Source organism: Pseudomonas sp. NFPP25 (assembly GCF_900116505.1).
In the GTDB taxonomy this organism is placed as follows: Bacteria; Pseudomonadota; Gammaproteobacteria; order Pseudomonadales; family Pseudomonadaceae; genus Aquipseudomonas; species Aquipseudomonas protegens.
In genome coordinates, this window is the sequence record NZ_FPBG01000003.1 from 330,755 (window position 1) to 346,153 (window position 15,399).

Consider the following 15,399-nt stretch of genomic DNA (forward strand, 5'->3'; position numbering starts at 1 on the left):
GGCTCCGGGGGAGGCAGGCTCTTCTATTTGATGAGATCGATGAGGTGGTGCTTCTTGTCCTTCTTGGCTTGCAGGTAGTGGCCGTTGTGCCGGGTGAGGAAGACCCCGGTGGGGATGGTGCTGTCCACGATGATGCCGTTGTCCTTCAGGGCCTGGACCTTGTCCGGGTTGTTGGTAATCAGGCGGCAGTGCTGCACGCCCAGGGCCTTGAGCATCCTGGCGGCCATGGAGAAGTCCCGGCCGTCCTCGGGGAAGTTCAAGTGGCTGTTGGCTTCGAAGGTGTCCATGCCGCCGTCTTGCAGGCGGTAGGCATCCAGCTTGGCGTACAGGCCGATGCCCCGGCCTTCCTGGCGCAGGTAGATGAGGTAGCCGCCTTCTTCCTGCATGCGCGAGATGGACTCGCTCAGTTGCGGGCCGCAATCGCAGCGCTGGGAGTTGAAGACATCGCCGGTCAGGCATTCGGAATGAATGCGCACCAGGGGGCTGTGTTCGCTGGCGGGGCCCAGCTTGATCAGGATGTGTTCATGGGCCGCTTCCAGGCCGCTGAAACTGTAGAAAGTGCCGGGGGTGGGCGAGTCGTTCAGGGGGATGTCGACCTGGTTTCTGATGCTGAGTGTGTTCATGGAAATCCCTTCCGTTCTTTGACGTTGAACGTGTAATTGTTTGGTTGCAAAAGTAGAAATGCCGGGTCAGAGGCTCTCGGCGAGCCTGAAGCCCATCACGTAGATCTCCCTGGGGTATTTGCCGTGTCGACGGCAGTTGCGGGTCAAGTCGCGAAAGCGCGTGAAGCTGCCGCCGCGGGCAATCCGGTGGGTGCCGACCACGGTCACCAGGTCGTCGATGACGGCGTTGCCGCCGGGGTAGGGGGCGTAGTCATCGGCCACGTATTCTTCGACGTTTCCGGCCATGTCCATGCAGCCGAAGGGCGATGCGCCCTCGGGCAGGGCACCTACCGGGGTGGTGGCGAACAGGCCCATTTCCGCGGTGTTGGCGTGCAGGGGCAGAAACTGGTCGCCCCAGGGGTATTCGAGGTTTTCATGGCCGGCGGCGGCAAACTCCCATTCCGCTTCGCTGGGCAGGCGGAACGAGCGACCGGTACGGGCCGCCAGCCACTGGCAGTAGACGTCGGCATCGCCGGCGCTCAGGCCATAGACCGGATGGTTGGCGCGTTCGCTGGGGAACTGGCCGAAAAGCCAGTTGCCGGGGATGGCGGGGTACTGCGAATCCTCCAGGAATGCCCGGTATTCCAGGTTGGTTACCGGGTACTTGCCAATGGCGTAGGGCTTGAGCTCGACCCGGTGGCGCGGGGCCTCCTTCTCGATCCAGCTGCGGTCCAGCCCCAGGCCCTGCATGCGCTGCAGCACCTGGTCGATGGCCGACTCCTCCAGGCCGATCTCGACCTGGCCGCCTTCGATGGTGATCATCGGCGGGTTGAGTACATCCAGGCGTGGGTCCATGGTCTGTGCCAGCAGCCGTGCCGAGGCCAGACGCCATGACAGGGGAGCGTCAGGGTTTTCCACCCCCAGGGCCAACTGCTCCGCCGATTTGTCGGACAACTGCCGCCAGACTGCCAGGGGCAGCGAAAGCTCGATGCCTGGCTGAAAGTGTTCCGCGAGGCCCATCAATTGCCTGTCGGTCATTTCGGCTGTCAGGGGGCCGTCGAACACTGGCCAGTGAGCAAAACCCTTGGAATTCATAGTACTTCTTGTCCTGCATCTGGTTGAGGGGAGAGGGGCGGTCACAGGGTGCAGATCAGCCCGGTTTGCAGGCAGTTGCGCTCGAAATCGTCCCAGTAGCCGACGGGATGCTTGGCACGATTGGCGACGGAGATGATTGGCTTCTGCCACTGCAGCTTGGAGAAGCCGGCCTTGAGGATGGCGTGCTCGTAGGTGTCGCGGCTCCAGCGGTGGAAGGTGAAGGCGCTGGGCGGTTGGGTAACGAACTCGGCGTGATGGCGGAAGCCACCGGCATGGGGTTCTTCGCTGAGTACGTGGACGCCGTACTTGGTGAAGTTGCCGCGTTGCAACTCGAAGCCCGGGTCCACGGTGTAGGCGATGAGTTTGCCGCCGGGGACCATGTTCCTGGCCACCACCTTGAACATCTTTTCCAGCTCTTGTGGCGATTGCGCGTAATTGAACAGCCAGGCCGCAGTGACGCGGTCGAAGTGCCCCAGTACGCCCATGTCGCAGACGTTGGCGACGTGATACTCGATGGCCTCCTGGTTGCGTGCCGATTCCTTGCGTGCCAGTTCGATCATCGATGAGGAAATATCCACCCCGACCACCTTGCTGGCGCCCTGGTGGTAAAGCTCGCGGCCGAAGTAGCCGAAGCCGCAGGCCAGGTCCAGGACGGATTTGCCTTGGATGGCTCCCACCATATGGAAGAAGGTTTCGGTTTCTACCGAGCGTTGCGAGGCGGTGTCGGTAAAGTCTTCAAAGCGTTCACCGATGGAGTCATAAGTTGCAGCTTGACTGGTCATTGTTCACCTATATGGTCGGCTGAGTGTTATTAACTTTCCGATGAGGAAATAGTTGGGCAGGTTGTTTCTGGTTGTTATTGGTTGTTGCGTTGCTCTTATGGCTAGCCGCGAGTGGTAATGATGAATCCACCAATGACTACTAGTACGCCAATGAGTTTTTGCATGCTTATTGTTTGGCGTGGAAGACCGACCAAACCGAAATAGTCGATGAGCAAGGAAATGATCAGTTGTCCGACAATCACTGTCATGATGAAGTTGAGGGCCCCTAGGCGTGGCGCCATCAGTAGGGCGACGGTGATGTAGAACACACCGGCAATCCCGCCCATCCAGATCCACCAGGGGCCTTCCTGAGCGGCTGCGAAGTTGGGGCGAGGAACTTTAATAAAGATTATTACAGCAATAAGTGCCAGTAGGCTGACAAGTAGTGATACCCCGGTGGCCCATAATGGATGGCCTAATAGGTGTCCAAGTCTTGAATTGGTTCCTGCTTGTAGTGGTACTGCGAAACCGGCCAGGAGGCTTAGGAGGATTGATATTAGAAATGCCATGTTTTTTCGTTTCCTTTTTCCGGGAAGTTGTACTTTTATTAATATAATGGCGCCAATTCTTTGTTCTTATGCTGGGTATTCGCCACGCTGATCGTCCTCTGGGACCCTGGGCCAGACAGGCCGGCTGACCATCTCGGGCAGGATTGTTTTCCCCCGGGGGGCGGGGCTGCAGGGTGCGGAAAACTGACCCGCGGGTTTACAATCGCCGCCACCAGATCAGGAGTAACGCCGTGCTGACTCATCTCGATTCCCAGGGGCGCGCCAATATGGTCGACGTCACCGACAAGGCCGTGACCTTTCGCGAGGCGGTGGCCGAAGCGCGGGTACGCATGCTCCCGCAAACCCTGCAGATGATCGTCAGCGGCGGTCACCCCAAGGGCGATGTATTCGCCGTGGCGCGCATCGCCGGGATCCAGGCGGCCAAGAAAACCAGTGACCTGATCCCCCTGTGCCATCCGTTGATGCTTACCAGTGTCAAGGTCGAGCTCAGTGCCGAAGGCGAGGACTGCGTGCACATCGTTGCGCGTTGCAAGCTATCGGGGCAGACCGGGGTGGAAATGGAGGCGCTGACCGCCGCCAGCGTCGCCGCGCTGACCATCTATGACATGTGCAAGGCGGTGGACCGGGGCATGACCATCGACAGCGTTCGGGTGCTGGAGAAGCTCGGCGGCAAGAGCGGCCATTACCAGGCGGATCAGGCATGAAGATCTCGGTGAAATTTTTCGCTCGCTACCGCGAGGCCCTGGGCATTGACGGGCTGGAGATCGAAGGCGTGTTCCAGCAGGTCGAGGATGTGCGCCAGGCGTTGCTGTCCCGGGACGGGGCCGAGGTATTGGCCGAGCAGAACCTGATGTGCGCCCGCAATGAAGAGCTGTGCCAGCTGGACGAACCCCTGGAAGACGGCGACGAAGTGGCGTTTTTCCCCACGGTGACCGGAGGTTGAGATGGCGATTCGAGTGCAGTCAGCAGCGTTCGATCCCGGGGCTGAAGTCAACGCCATGCACGCCGCGGATACCGGGGTGGGTGCGGTGGTCAGCTTTGTCGGCTACGTGCGCGATTTCAATGATGGGCAGGATGTCCACGGCATGTTTCTTGAACACTACCCGGGCATGACCGAAAAGGCCCTGGGCAAGATCGCCGCCGAAGCCGAGCAGCGCTGGCCGCTGTTGCAACTGGATGTGCTGCACCGCATCGGCGCCCTGGAGCCGGGCGAGCCCATTGTGTTTGTCGGCGCGGCCAGTGCCCATCGCCAGGCTGCGTTCGATGCCTGTGCCTTTGTCATGGACTACCTCAAGACTCGGGCGCCGTTCTGGAAAAAGGAAAACACCGCCGACGGCCCGCGCTGGGTCGAAGGTCGCGACAGCGACCATGCGGCGGCCGCGCGCTGGAAAGACTGATCCCCTGATACTTGCCGGCGGCGCCTGAGCCCGCCGCAATCCAACCTGCAATCGACTGCGACTGTTCCCGCCGACCGCTGGGGATAAGTCGTTGCGCGCGTCGTTGACGATATGTACGTAAAAGTCCAGTATGGATTAACAAGTACAAATAAAGCGTCGCCTGTTTCTCCTCTTCTTTCTGTCTTGCCAAACCAACAACAACCCGCGAGAGAACGAACATGAAAAAACTCCCCCTGATCAGTGGCCTGGCCTTGAGCCTGTTGGCGTGCAGCAGCCTGTTCGCGGCCGAAAAGACCCTGCGCCTGGGCATTGAGGCGGCGTACCCGCCATTTGCCTTCAAGACCGCCGAGGGCAAGATCGGTGGTTTCGACTACGACATCGGCAATGCCCTGTGCGCGCAGATGCAGGTCAAGTGCGAGTGGATCGAGGGCGAGTTCGACGGCCTGATTCCTTCGCTGAAGGTGAGGAAGATCGACGCTGCGCTGTCCTCCATGACCATTACCGCCGAGCGCCGCAAATCCGTGGATTTCACCCACAAGTACTACTTCACGTCGTCGCGCCTGGTGATGAAGAAGGGCGCCGAGGTGGACGACCAGTACGCCAGCCTCAAGGGTAAGACCGTGGGCGTGCAGCGCTCCACCACCACCGACCGCTATGCCACGGAGGTGTTCGAGCCCAAGGGCATCAAGGTGGTGCGCTACAGCAACAACGAGGAGATCTACATGGACCTGGCGGCCGGGCGCCTGGACGCGATCTTTGCCGACAGCATTCCGCTGGCCGACTTTCTGTCGATGCCCCGGGGGGCCGCCTACGCCTTTGTCGGGCCTGAGCTCAAAGATCCGAAGTACGTCGGAGAGGGCGCCGGGATTGCCGTGCGCAAGGGCAACAGTGAACTGGTGGGCGAGTTGAACAAGGCCATCGATGGTATTCGGGCCAATGGTGAATATCAGAAGATCCAGGCCAAGTACTTCAAGTCGGATATCTATGGGGATTGAGACATTGTGGCGTTCTTGAGGACGCCTTCGCGAGCGAGCTCGCTCCTACAGGTGTTGTGCAATTCCGCGTAGGTGCGAGCTTGCTCGCGAACCTTTATTGTCCCTTCAATTCCTTCAGGTGCTTGTACACCGTCGCCCGGCCCATGTTCAGCACGTTGGCCACGTAGTTGGAGGCGCTCTTGCCCTTGAAGGCGCCCTCGGCGTGCAGCGCCAGCACCAGTTCGCGCTTGTGATCGCGGGTCAGCAGGTTCAGCCCCAGCTGGCGCTCGCGCAGCCAGTTGTGCAGGAAGGTGTTGATCCGCTCCTGCCAGTCATCGCGAAACAGCGAGTCGGGCTGGGGAATCAGTTTGCTCGGCGACAGAAACAGGTCCAGCGCCGCCTTGGCGTTTTCGAACAGCGAGATGTTCAGGTTGATGCACAGCACCGCCTGGGGCTGGCCTTGGCTGTCGCGCAGCACGCTGCTGAGGCTGCGGATCTTCTGTCCGTCCCAGTTGAGTTTTTCATAGGGGCCGATGTTGCGCTCGTCGCGGTCGCCACTGAGCAGGTCTTCCAGGGCTGCGTCGTCGCCCACTTCGCGTTTGGACAGGTTGTTGGCGATGTAGTCGATCTTCTGTGTACGCAGGTCGTGGAGCACCACCTCGGCATGGGGGAAGAACAGGGTGGCAATGGCATCGGCAATCGCCCGGAAATTGTCCAGGGCAGGGTCCTTTGCAGGTGAGGTCATGGTCGTACTCCAGGCAGCTTCAGCGCCCGCCGGCAGCGGGCGCTGGGAGTGTGCCGCAATCGTTGGGGGCGCCTCAACCGGTGGTTCGGTCGAGGCGGGCCGGGGAGAGCATGGCAGGCGTGAGGCCGAAGCGGGTCAGGTGTTCCGGCAAGGGGGCACCTCGCACCAGGGCGGCGCTGGCCTGGCCCATGGCCGGCGAGGTCTGGATACCGTAGCCGCCCTGGCCGGCAACCCAGAACAGCCCCGGAACCTGCAGGTCGAAACCGGCCAGCAGATCGCCGTCGCTGACAAAGCTGCGCAGCCCGGCCCAGGTCCGGGTTGGACGACGGATGCTCAGGGTGGTGGCTTCTTCGATCTGGTGGATACCCAGGGCAATGTCCAGTTCTTCGGGTTGCACATCGTGGGGTTCAACCGGATCGGCATTGGCCGGTGAGCCGAGGAACATGCCGGCGTCGGGCTTCATGTAGAAGGATTCATCCAGGCTCACCAGCATTGGCCAGTGGTGAAAGTCCAGGCCTTCGGCGGCGGCGAAGATGAAAGCCGCGCGGCGCTTGGGCTGCAGGCCCAGGGCGCGGGCTCCGGCCATTGTGCCGATGTGGTCGGCCCAGGCCCCGGCGGCATTGATCAACACCGGCGCACTGAACGCCTGAGCGGCCGTTCGCACCTGCCACTGCCCTTGGCTGTCGCGCTCGATCCCCAGCACCTCATGGTCGGTGCAGACCTGGCCCTGGTTGCGGCGGATGCCCCGCAGGTAGCCCTGGTGCAGGGCGTCGGTGTCAATATCGCTGGCGCTGGGGTCGTAGAGCGCGCCATGGACCTTTTCCCGGCGCAGGATCGGCAGGCGCGCGCAGGCTTCGTCGGCGCTCAGCAGTTGCATCTCCGGCACCGTGGCCCTGGCGCTCAGGTACTGGTTGTTCAGCTCGGCCGGATCACCGGTGAAGTCCACGGTCATTTCACCCCGCGGGGTCAGCAGCGGGTGCTCGCAGAAACCCTGCGGCGGCTGGTCGAAGAAGGCCCGGCTGGCCAGGGTCAGGGCGCGCACCTGGGCGGTGCCGTAGGCGGCGGTATAGAGCGCTGCGGAGCGGCCGGTGGAGTGATAGGCGGGATGGGATTCACGCTCCAGCACAACTATCCGGCCATGGGGCGACAGCCAGTAGCCGGTGGACGCTCCGGCGATACCGCCGCCAATGATGATGAAATCTGCCTGGATCATTCGAAGCTCCGCAATAGGGGCGAGCAGTAGTTGTTACTGCGGGCGCCGCAGGTGGTACAGGGCATTGGCCAGGGCGATGTCTTCCAGGCCCAGGCCGATGGAACGGAAGAACACCGGGCGTTCGGCATCCGGGAGCGGGGCCTGTTCGCTGAGCAACTCCGGCAGGTCGCCGAGAATCGCCGCACTGTCCCAGCCGTGCTGTTCGCTGGCGATCAGCATTTCACCGGCGCAGCCCGGCGTGGTGCGCCGGTAGTCGCAGTAGACCTGCATCTGTGCCAGGGCCGCGGGCGGCACTTCGTGGGCCCGTGGCGCATTGGTGCTGATGGAGGTGATCAGCGCCGGCTTGCCGAGGCTGCTCGGATCCAGCACGGGTCCGGCGGACGAGGTGCAGAGCATGATCACGTCGGCGCCCTCGGTGGCGTCCTCAAGCCGGGCCACCAGTTGCAAGCGCGGGTCGAGGGCTTGCAGGCGGGCAAGCTCCGCGGCGGGCTTGTTCGCCAGGCTCGGGGAGTAGAGGCGGATGCTCTGCCAGGGGCGCAGGTCCTGCACATAGCGCAAGTGCGCCTGGGCCACCGCGCCGCTACCGATGATCGCCAGGTGCCGGGTTGTGGGGGGCGCCAGGGCGTCGACCGCGACCGCTGTGGTGGCCGCGGTACGGGCGGTGGTCAGTTCGGCGGCGTCGCACAGCAGCAACGGCTGGCCGCTGTCCATGGACATCAGCAACGTCCAGGCGGTGACCAGCGCGCCTTCGGTACGGACGATGTAGGGCGAGGTCTTGACCCCGTACACCCGGTCTTCGGCCAGCACCCCCAGGTAATTGATGAAGTCGCCGGCCCCCTGGGGAAACTCCACCAGTTGCTGCGCCGGTTGCACGGCGAGCCCGGCAGCCAGGTCGCGGAACAGTTTGCGCAGGATCTGCGGCACGTCGATGCGTTCGAGCAATTGACGGGCCTCGGGGCGGGCAATCACGTAAGGCGTGCTGGACATGCAAGGGCTCCCAGGATTTAAACTAATTTGTCTATTATGGACTTTTAGTTTTGACGGGCAATATCCAGGCGAAAAAAAACGCAGCCTGTGGTCGGGCTGCGTTTCTTCAGGTTGCCGGGGCGCTGCGGGAGCGCCGGCTGTCAGGCTTGCGGGCGCTTGCGCTCCACCGGGCGCAGCAGTTCGGCGGGCGGCATTTCGCAGCTGATCTTGCGGCCCAGCAGGGCTTCGATCGATGGCAGCTGGTAGGAGTCGTCTTCGCCGGCGAAGCTGATGGATACGCCGTCTGCACCGGCGCGACCGGTCCGGCCGATGCGGTGCACGTAGTCGTCCGGCACTTCCGGCAGGGTGAAGTTGATCACGTGGCTGATGCCGTCGATGTGGATGCCGCGGCCGGCCACGTCGGTGGCCACCAGGACCCGGATCTTGCCTTCGCGGAAGCCTTCCAGGGTCTTGATCCGCTTGTGCTGCGGCACGTCGCCGGACAGCTGGGCGGCGTTCACCCCATCGCGTACCAGGCGTTCCTCGATGCGTCGCACTTCATCCTTGCGGTTGGCGAAGACCATCACCCGTTCCCAGCCGTTGTCGGTGACCAGGTTGTACAGCAGCTTGTACTTGTCGGCGCCGGCCACGGCATAGATGTGCTGTTCGACGTTGGCGTTGGCGACGTTCTCGGCTTCGATCTCGACGATGGCCGGGTCGGTGGTCCATTGCTTGGCCAGGTTCATCACGTCTTCGGTGAAGGTGGCGGAGAACAGCAGGGTCTGGCGCTCGCTCTTGGGGGGTGTCTGGCGAATGATCTGCCGTACCTGCGGGATGAAGCCCATGTCGAGCATGCGGTCGGCTTCGTCCAGCACCATCACTTCGACCATGTCCAGGTGCACGTCGCCGCGCTGGTTGAAGTCCAGCAGGCGGCCCGGGGTGGCGACCAGGATGTCGCAGTGGCGCGCTTCCAGGTGCTTGAGCTGCTTGTCGAAATCCATGCCGCCAACGAAGGTCATGACGTTGAGGCCGGTGTACTTGGTCAGCGCCGCGGCATCCTTGGCGATCTGTACCACTAGCTCCCGGGTCGGAGCGATGATCAGCGCCCGTGGTTCGCCCATGTAGCGCTCCTTGGGCGGCGGGGTCTGCAGCAGCTGGGTGATGATCGACACCAGGAATGCGGCGGTCTTGCCGGTACCGGTCTGGGCCCGGCCGATGGCGTCCTTGCCCGCCAGGGTATAGCCCAGCACCTGGGCCTGGATTGGCGTGCAATAGGGAAAGCCCAGGTCCTGGATGGCGTGCATCAGTTCCGGAGCGAGCTTGAAGTCGTGGAAGCGGGTCTTGCCTTCCTGGGGTTCGACCACGAAGTCTTCGAGTTTCCAGGTGCTGACCGGCGGTTTCGGCGCGCGCGGGCGACGCGGCTGCTCAGCTTTGGGTTGCTCGGCCTTGGGCTTCTCTTGGCGTGGGGCTTTGGGAGCGGAAGGGGTGGCCGGTGTGTTCACCGGTTCTTTTTTAGCTGCGGTAGCGGGTGCGCTCCGTTCCGGCTGACGGCCGTCATGACGGCTGCTGGAACTGGGGGAGGGGGCACTGGGGCTTGGCGCGAGCGGCTCAGCCTCGCTTTTACCGAAGATTTTCTTGAGTGCTTTGAGCACGGTCATCTCATCAATTGGTTAAGGAATGTACGCCGGCCAGTGTAATGCAAGAAGCGGGCGCGGCGTAGTCTGTTGCTCGCCGGGGGCACGGCGCGCGGATTTTCTAGCGCAAGCGCTCGCTCAGCCAGGTACCGATGTCGCGGATTTCCTCTGGTAACACCTCGTGTTCCATTGGGTATTCCTGCCATGTCACGGTGACACCATGCTGCTTCAGGTACTCATAAGCGGTACGGCCCATGGCGTTCTGCACCACTTCGTCGTACTGGCCGTGCAGGCAAAGCACCGGAATCCGCTGTTGGCTGGCCGATAGTTGCAGTTCATCGCTGAAGGTCGGGGCATAGGTGGACAGGGCAAGTACGCCACCCAATGGACCCTGCCATTTGAGGAAGGCGGTGTGCAGTACAACGGCGCCACCCTGGGAGAAGCCGGCGAGGAAAATTCGCGATGCGTCTATTCCGCTGGTGCGTTGTTCTTCGATCAGTCTGATGACCTCGTCAGACGATTCCTCGAGCTGTTCACGGCTGATGGCGCGGGCCGGGTTCATGGCCAGAATGTCGTACCAGCTGGGCATGGCATATCCGCCATTGATGGTCACTGCCCGGGTCGGCGCCTGGGGCAATACGAAGCGCGTGCTCAGCAGGGTTTCCTGCAGCATCTCGGCTACCGGCAGGAAGTCGTAACGGTCCGCTCCCAGGCCGTGAAGCCAGATCACACAGGCATCTGCGGGCTTGCTGGGCTGAAGAATCAAGGGCTCGGTCATGGCTGCTCCATTTGTGTGCGTGCGCGCTGATTGAGTGCGTGAGTGAAGGGCGCGCCCGGTTGATCGGTGAAGAAGATGTCGCACGGTTGAACGTTTTACTGTTGACCACTGGCTGAAACGCTTTAGCCGGGACTGTGGTACGGGCTTTGCTATGGCTCAGAAAGAGGAGTCCAGGTGAAAGCCCTGTCCGCCGGCGGTAACACTAACAGGCTACCGCAGGCGATGGGATAGCCAGCCTCCTCTGATGAAGGTTCGCCACTGGCCGCTACGGGCTTTGCGAACTGCGAAGGGCTACAGCCCGTTCGGCCGATTGGTGAGATGTAGGCCCCCTATTACGTGGATTTCTCCTACTAGACTCATAGCTAAGGTCTTAAGCCGCTTGACCCCATAAAAAAGCCGACACGGGTCAACAGCGCCTCATGAGGGTGCGGCAGGACTCAAGCTCCGACACAACAAGAGCAAAATTGGAGGTTTGAATGAAGATGTTGAAATCCACCCTGGCTGCCGTCACGGCAGCAACGGTGCTGGGTATGAGCGGTTTCGCACAGGCGGGTGCGACCCTCGATGCAGTACAGAAGAAAGGATTCGTGCAATGCGGCGTCAGTGACGGTTTGCCGGGCTTCTCGGTACCGGATGCCACCGGCAAGATCCTCGGCATCGATGCCGACGTTTGCCGCGCGGTGGCGGCTGCGGTGTTCGGCGATGCGACCAAGGTCAAGTTCAGCCAGTTGAACGCCAAGGAGCGCTTCACTGCGCTGCAGTCCGGCGAGATCGACGTGCTGTCGCGCAACACCACCTGGACCAGTTCCCGCGATGCGGGCATGGGCCTGGTGTTCGCCGGCGTCACCTATTACGACGGCATCGGTTTCCTGGTGAACAAAAAACTGGGCGTAAAAAGCGCCAAAGAGCTGGACGGTGCGACTATCTGTATTCAAGCCGGTACTACTACCGAACTGAACGTGTCGGACTACTTCCGCGGCAATGGTCTGAAATACACCCCGATCACTTTCGATACCTCTGACGAAAGCGCCAAGTCCCTGGAGTCCGGGCGATGCGACGTACTGACCTCCGACAAATCCCAGCTCTACGCACAGCGCAGCAAGCTGGCAACCCCTACCGACTATGTCGTTCTGCCGGAAACCATCTCCAAGGAGCCCCTGGGCCCGGTGGTGCGCAAGGGCGACGAAGAGTGGTTTAGCATCGTCAAGTGGACCCTGTTCGCCATGCTCAACGCCGAGGAGGCGGGCGTCACCTCGAAGAACGTCGAGGCTGAAGCCAAATCCACCAAGAACCCTGATGTTGCACGTCTGCTGGGCGCGGACGGTGAATACGGCAAAGACCTGAAACTGCCGAAGGACTGGGTGGTGCAGATCGTCAAGCAAGTAGGTAACTACGGTGAAGTGTTCGAGAAAAACCTCGGCAAGAGCACGCCACTGGCCATCGACCGCGGCCTGAACGCGCTGTGGAACAACGGCGGCATCCAATACGCACCACCTGTGCGCTGATGGTTCTATCACCCGGCGGGCCAACCGCCGGGTGATGTTCTGTTCCATTATTCCTGGGGCACTTCATGCAAAATACAATCGGCGCACCCAAGCAGAGGCTCAGCCTCAGCGATCCCCGTGTGCGCGCCTGGCTGTTCCAGATCATCACCCTGGTGGCGGTGGTTTCACTGGGCTGGTTTCTGTTCGACAACACGCAAACCAACCTCCAGCACCGAGGGATCACCTCGGGTTTCGACTTTCTCGAGCGCAGCGCCGGGTTCGGCATCGCGCAACACCTGATTGCCTACACCGAAGCGGACAGTTATGCCCGGGTGTTCGTCATCGGCCTGCTCAACACCCTGCTGGTGACCTTTATCGGGGTGATTCTCGCGACCCTGCTGGGGTTCATCATCGGTGTGGCGCGGCTGTCGCCGAACTGGATCATCAGCAAGCTGGCGACGGTGTATGTGGAAGTGTTCCGCAACATTCCGCCGCTGCTGCAGATCCTGTTCTGGTACTTCGCGGTATTCCTGACCATGCCGGGGCCGCGCAACAGCCACAACTTCGGCGATATGTTCTTCGTCAGCAGCCGCGGCCTGAACATGCCGGCGGCGCAGATGGCCCCCGGTTTCTGGGCGTTTGTCGCAAGCCTGGTCCTGGCCATCGGCGCCATCGCGCTGATGTGCCGCTGGGCCAACCGGCGCTTTGAGGCCACCGGCGTGCCTTTTCACAAGTTCTGGAGCGGCCTGGGCCTGCTGTTGGTGATTCCCGCGCTGTGCACGCTGATCTTCGGCTCGCCGGTGCACTGGGAGATGCCGAAGCTGGCGGGGTTCAACTTCGTCGGCGGCTGGGTGCTGATTCCCGAGCTGCTGGCCCTGACCCTGGCCCTGACTGTCTACACCGCGGCGTTCATCGCCGAGATCGTGCGGTCCGGGATCAAGTCGGTGAGCCACGGCCAGACCGAGGCGGCCCGCTCCCTGGGGCTGCGCAACGGCCCGACCCTGCGCAAGGTAATCATTCCCCAGGCCCTGCGGGTGATCATTCCGCCGCTGACCAGCCAATACCTGAACCTGGCGAAGAACTCTTCCCTGGCCGCCGGTATCGGCTACCCGGAAATGGTTTCGCTGTTCGCCGGCACGGTGCTCAACCAGACCGGCCAGGCCATTGAGGTCATTGCCATCACCATGAGCGTGTACCTGGCGATCAGCATCAGCATTTCCCTGCTGATGAACTGGTACAACAAGCGCATTGCGCTGATCGAGCGGTGAGGAAGCGCCCATGACGACTCATACCTTCAAGCCCGATATGCCGCCGCCCAGCCGCAGTATCGGCGTGCTGGCGTGGATGCGCGCCAACATGTTCTCCAACTGGCTCAATACCCTGTTGACCCTGTTTGCCTTCTACCTGATCTACCTGGTGGTGCCGCCGCTGCTGCATTGGGCGATTCTCGACGCCAACTGGGTCGGTACCTCTCGCGCCGACTGCACCAGGGGCGGCGCCTGCTGGGTGTTCATCCAGCAGCGCTTCGGCCAGTTCATGTACGGCTACTACCCGGTGGAACTGCGCTGGCGAGTGGACCTGAGCGTGTGGCTGGCGGTGATCGGTGCCGCACCGTTGTTCATCTCGCGCTTCCCGCGCAAGGCGATCTACGGGCTGTGCTTCCTGGTGGGTTACCCGATCATTGCCTACAGCCTGTTGCACGGCGGTTACCTGGGCCTGAGCACGGTGGCCACCAGCCAGTGGGGTGGCCTGATGCTGACCCTGGTGATTGCCACCGTGGGCATCGCCGGGGCACTGCCGCTGGGAATCCTGCTGGCATTGGGAAGGCGCTCCAACCTGCCGGCGATCCGCGTGGTCTGCGTGACCTTCATCGAGTTCTGGCGCGGCGTGCCGCTGATCACCGTGCTGTTCATGTCCTCGGTGATGCTGCCGCTGTTCCTGCCCGAAGGCATGAATTTCGACAAGCTGTTGCGTGCGCTGATCGGGGTGATCCTGTTCCAGTCGGCCTATGTGGCCGAGGTGGTGCGGGGTGGCTTGCAGGCCATTCCCAAGGGCCAGTACGAAGCGGCTGCGGCCATGGGCCTGGGCTACTGGCGCGCCATGGGCCTGGTGATTCTGCCGCAGGCCCTGAAGCTGGTGATTCCCGGCATCGTCAACACCTTCATCGCCCTGTTCAAGGACACCAGCCTGGTGATCATCATCGGCCTGTTCGACCTGCTCAACAGCGTCAAACAGGCCGCCGCCGACCCCAAATGGCTGGGCATGGCCACCGAAGGCTATGTCTTCGCGGCCCTGGTGTTCTGGATTTTCTGTTTTGGTATGTCCCGCTACTCCATGCACCTGGAGCGTAAGTTGGACACAGGCCACAAGCGTTAGGAGTATCTCCATGAGTCAAGCGAGCAAAAAGCCTGTGGGCCCTGAAGGCATTATTCAGATGCAGGGTGTGAACAAGTGGTACGGCCAGTTCCACGTGTTGAAGGACATCAACCTCAACGTCCGCCAAGGCGAGCGCATCGTGCTGTGCGGGCCTTCGGGGTCGGGCAAATCCACCACCATCCGCTGCCTCAACCGCCTGGAAGAACACCAGCAGGGGCGCATCGTGGTGGACGGCGTGGAACTGACCAACGACCTCAAGCAGATCGAGGCCATTCGCCGGGAAGTGGGCATGGTGTTCCAGCACTTCAACCTGTTCCCGCACCTGACCATCTTGCAGAACTGCACGTTGGCGCCGATGTGGGTACGCAAGATGCCCAAGCGCAAGGCCGAGGAAATCGCCATGCATTACCTGGAGCGAGTGCGCATTCCGGAGCAGGCCAACAAGTACCCGGGCCAGCTTTCCGGTGGCCAGCAGCAACGGGTGGCGATTGCCCGGGCGCTGTGCATGAAGCCCAAGATCATGCTGTTCGACGAGCCCACCTCGGCCCTCGACCCGGAGATGGTCAAGGAGGTGCTGGACACCATGATCGGCCTGGCCGAAGACGGCATGACCATGCTCTGCGTGACCCACGAAATGGGCTTTGCCCGCACCGTGGCCAACCGGGTGATCTTCATGGACAAGGGCGAGATCGTCGAGCAGGCGGCACCCAACGACTTCTTCGACAACCCGCAGAACGACCGTACCAAGCTGTTCCTGAGCCAGATCCTGCATTGATGCTGCAGCGGGGCCTGCGCTGACGATAAA

General features: G+C 62.0%; 17 protein-coding genes. 8 read left to right on the plus strand and 9 right to left on the minus strand.

Annotation, left to right across the window (positions count from 1 at the left end):
- Positions 1-23: 23 nt before the first annotated feature.
- The 4 genes from ribA to BM382_RS13550 all read right to left on the minus strand — a co-directional run bounded on the left by ribA (position 24) and on the right by BM382_RS13550 (position 3,027).
- Positions 24-623 (minus strand): GTP cyclohydrolase II, encoded by a 600-nt coding sequence (ribA, locus tag BM382_RS13535; protein ID WP_065364588.1) that lies wholly within the window; start codon positions 621-623, stop codon positions 24-26.
- A 66-nt stretch (positions 624-689) separates the two neighbouring features.
- Positions 690-1,697, minus strand: coding sequence for a formylglycine-generating enzyme family protein (locus BM382_RS13540; protein ID WP_170866326.1), 1,008 nt, complete (start codon positions 1,695-1,697; stop codon positions 690-692).
- A 41-nt stretch (positions 1,698-1,738) separates the two neighbouring features.
- On the minus strand, positions 1,739-2,479 hold the full coding sequence (locus tag BM382_RS13545; RefSeq protein ID WP_011059389.1) for a class I SAM-dependent methyltransferase: 741 nt from the start codon (positions 2,477-2,479) through the stop codon (positions 1,739-1,741).
- Between the two features lie 101 nt (positions 2,480-2,580).
- On the minus strand, positions 2,581-3,027 hold the full coding sequence (locus BM382_RS13550; RefSeq protein ID WP_011059390.1) for a DMT family transporter: 447 nt from the start codon (positions 3,025-3,027) through the stop codon (positions 2,581-2,583).
- Positions 3,028-3,257: 230 nt separating this feature from the next.
- On the opposite strand from BM382_RS13550, the gene moaC reads away from it, so the two are divergent.
- The 4 genes from moaC (at position 3,258) to BM382_RS13570 (ending at position 5,419) form a co-directional block, all read left to right on the plus strand.
- Positions 3,258-3,731 (plus strand): cyclic pyranopterin monophosphate synthase MoaC, encoded by a 474-nt coding sequence (gene moaC, locus BM382_RS13555; RefSeq protein ID WP_011059391.1) that lies wholly within the window; start codon positions 3,258-3,260, stop codon positions 3,729-3,731.
- Entirely contained in the window at positions 3,728-3,970 is a 243-nt protein-coding gene (locus tag BM382_RS13560) for a MoaD/ThiS family protein (protein ID WP_011059392.1), read from the plus strand. Before moaC ends, BM382_RS13560 begins: the two co-directional genes overlap by 4 nt.
- Position 3,971: 1 nt before the next feature.
- Positions 3,972-4,424, plus strand: coding sequence for a molybdopterin synthase catalytic subunit MoaE (gene moaE, locus BM382_RS13565; RefSeq protein WP_011059393.1), 453 nt, complete (start codon positions 3,972-3,974; stop codon positions 4,422-4,424).
- Positions 4,425-4,642: 218 nt separating this feature from the next.
- Positions 4,643-5,419, plus strand: a complete 777-nt coding sequence (locus tag BM382_RS13570) for an ABC transporter substrate-binding protein (RefSeq protein ID WP_072443062.1) — start codon at positions 4,643-4,645, stop codon at positions 5,417-5,419.
- A gap of 94 nt (positions 5,420-5,513) precedes the next feature.
- Here BM382_RS13570 and BM382_RS13575 read toward each other — a convergent pair whose 3' ends face one another.
- The 5 genes from BM382_RS13575 to BM382_RS13595 form a co-directional block, all read right to left on the minus strand.
- A complete protein-coding gene (locus BM382_RS13575; protein WP_011059395.1) occupies positions 5,514-6,143 on the minus strand; it encodes a helix-turn-helix transcriptional regulator in 630 nt (209 codons plus the stop codon).
- A 73-nt stretch (positions 6,144-6,216) separates the two neighbouring features.
- A complete protein-coding gene (locus BM382_RS13580; protein ID WP_072443064.1) occupies positions 6,217-7,356 on the minus strand; it encodes an NAD(P)/FAD-dependent oxidoreductase in 1,140 nt (379 codons plus the stop codon).
- Between the two features lie 33 nt (positions 7,357-7,389).
- A complete protein-coding gene (locus tag BM382_RS13585; protein ID WP_072443071.1) occupies positions 7,390-8,343 on the minus strand; it encodes an ornithine cyclodeaminase family protein in 954 nt (317 codons plus the stop codon).
- Positions 8,344-8,483: 140 nt separating this feature from the next.
- Positions 8,484-9,980: an ATP-dependent RNA helicase RhlB gene (gene rhlB / locus BM382_RS13590; RefSeq protein WP_015634252.1), complete on the minus strand. Its 1,497-nt coding sequence runs from the start codon at positions 9,978-9,980 to the stop codon at positions 8,484-8,486.
- A 97-nt stretch (positions 9,981-10,077) separates the two neighbouring features.
- Complete coding sequence (locus tag BM382_RS13595; protein WP_011059398.1) at positions 10,078-10,734, minus strand: alpha/beta hydrolase; 657 nt, start codon at positions 10,732-10,734, stop codon at positions 10,078-10,080.
- A 476-nt stretch (positions 10,735-11,210) separates the two neighbouring features.
- Here BM382_RS13595 and BM382_RS13600 point away from each other — a divergent pair, with 476 nt between their 5' ends.
- The 4 genes from BM382_RS13600 to BM382_RS13615 all read left to right on the plus strand — a co-directional run bounded on the left by BM382_RS13600 (position 11,211) and on the right by BM382_RS13615 (position 15,369).
- Positions 11,211-12,239, plus strand: coding sequence for an amino acid ABC transporter substrate-binding protein (locus tag BM382_RS13600; RefSeq protein WP_011059399.1), 1,029 nt, complete (start codon positions 11,211-11,213; stop codon positions 12,237-12,239).
- Between the two features lie 65 nt (positions 12,240-12,304).
- Positions 12,305-13,486, plus strand: coding sequence for an amino acid ABC transporter permease (locus tag BM382_RS13605; protein ID WP_011059400.1), 1,182 nt, complete (start codon positions 12,305-12,307; stop codon positions 13,484-13,486).
- Between the two features lie 10 nt (positions 13,487-13,496).
- Positions 13,497-14,594, plus strand: coding sequence for an amino acid ABC transporter permease (locus tag BM382_RS13610; protein WP_011059401.1), 1,098 nt, complete (start codon positions 13,497-13,499; stop codon positions 14,592-14,594).
- A gap of 10 nt (positions 14,595-14,604) precedes the next feature.
- A complete protein-coding gene (locus BM382_RS13615; protein ID WP_011059402.1) occupies positions 14,605-15,369 on the plus strand; it encodes an amino acid ABC transporter ATP-binding protein in 765 nt (254 codons plus the stop codon).
- Positions 15,370-15,399 lie beyond the last annotated feature (30 nt).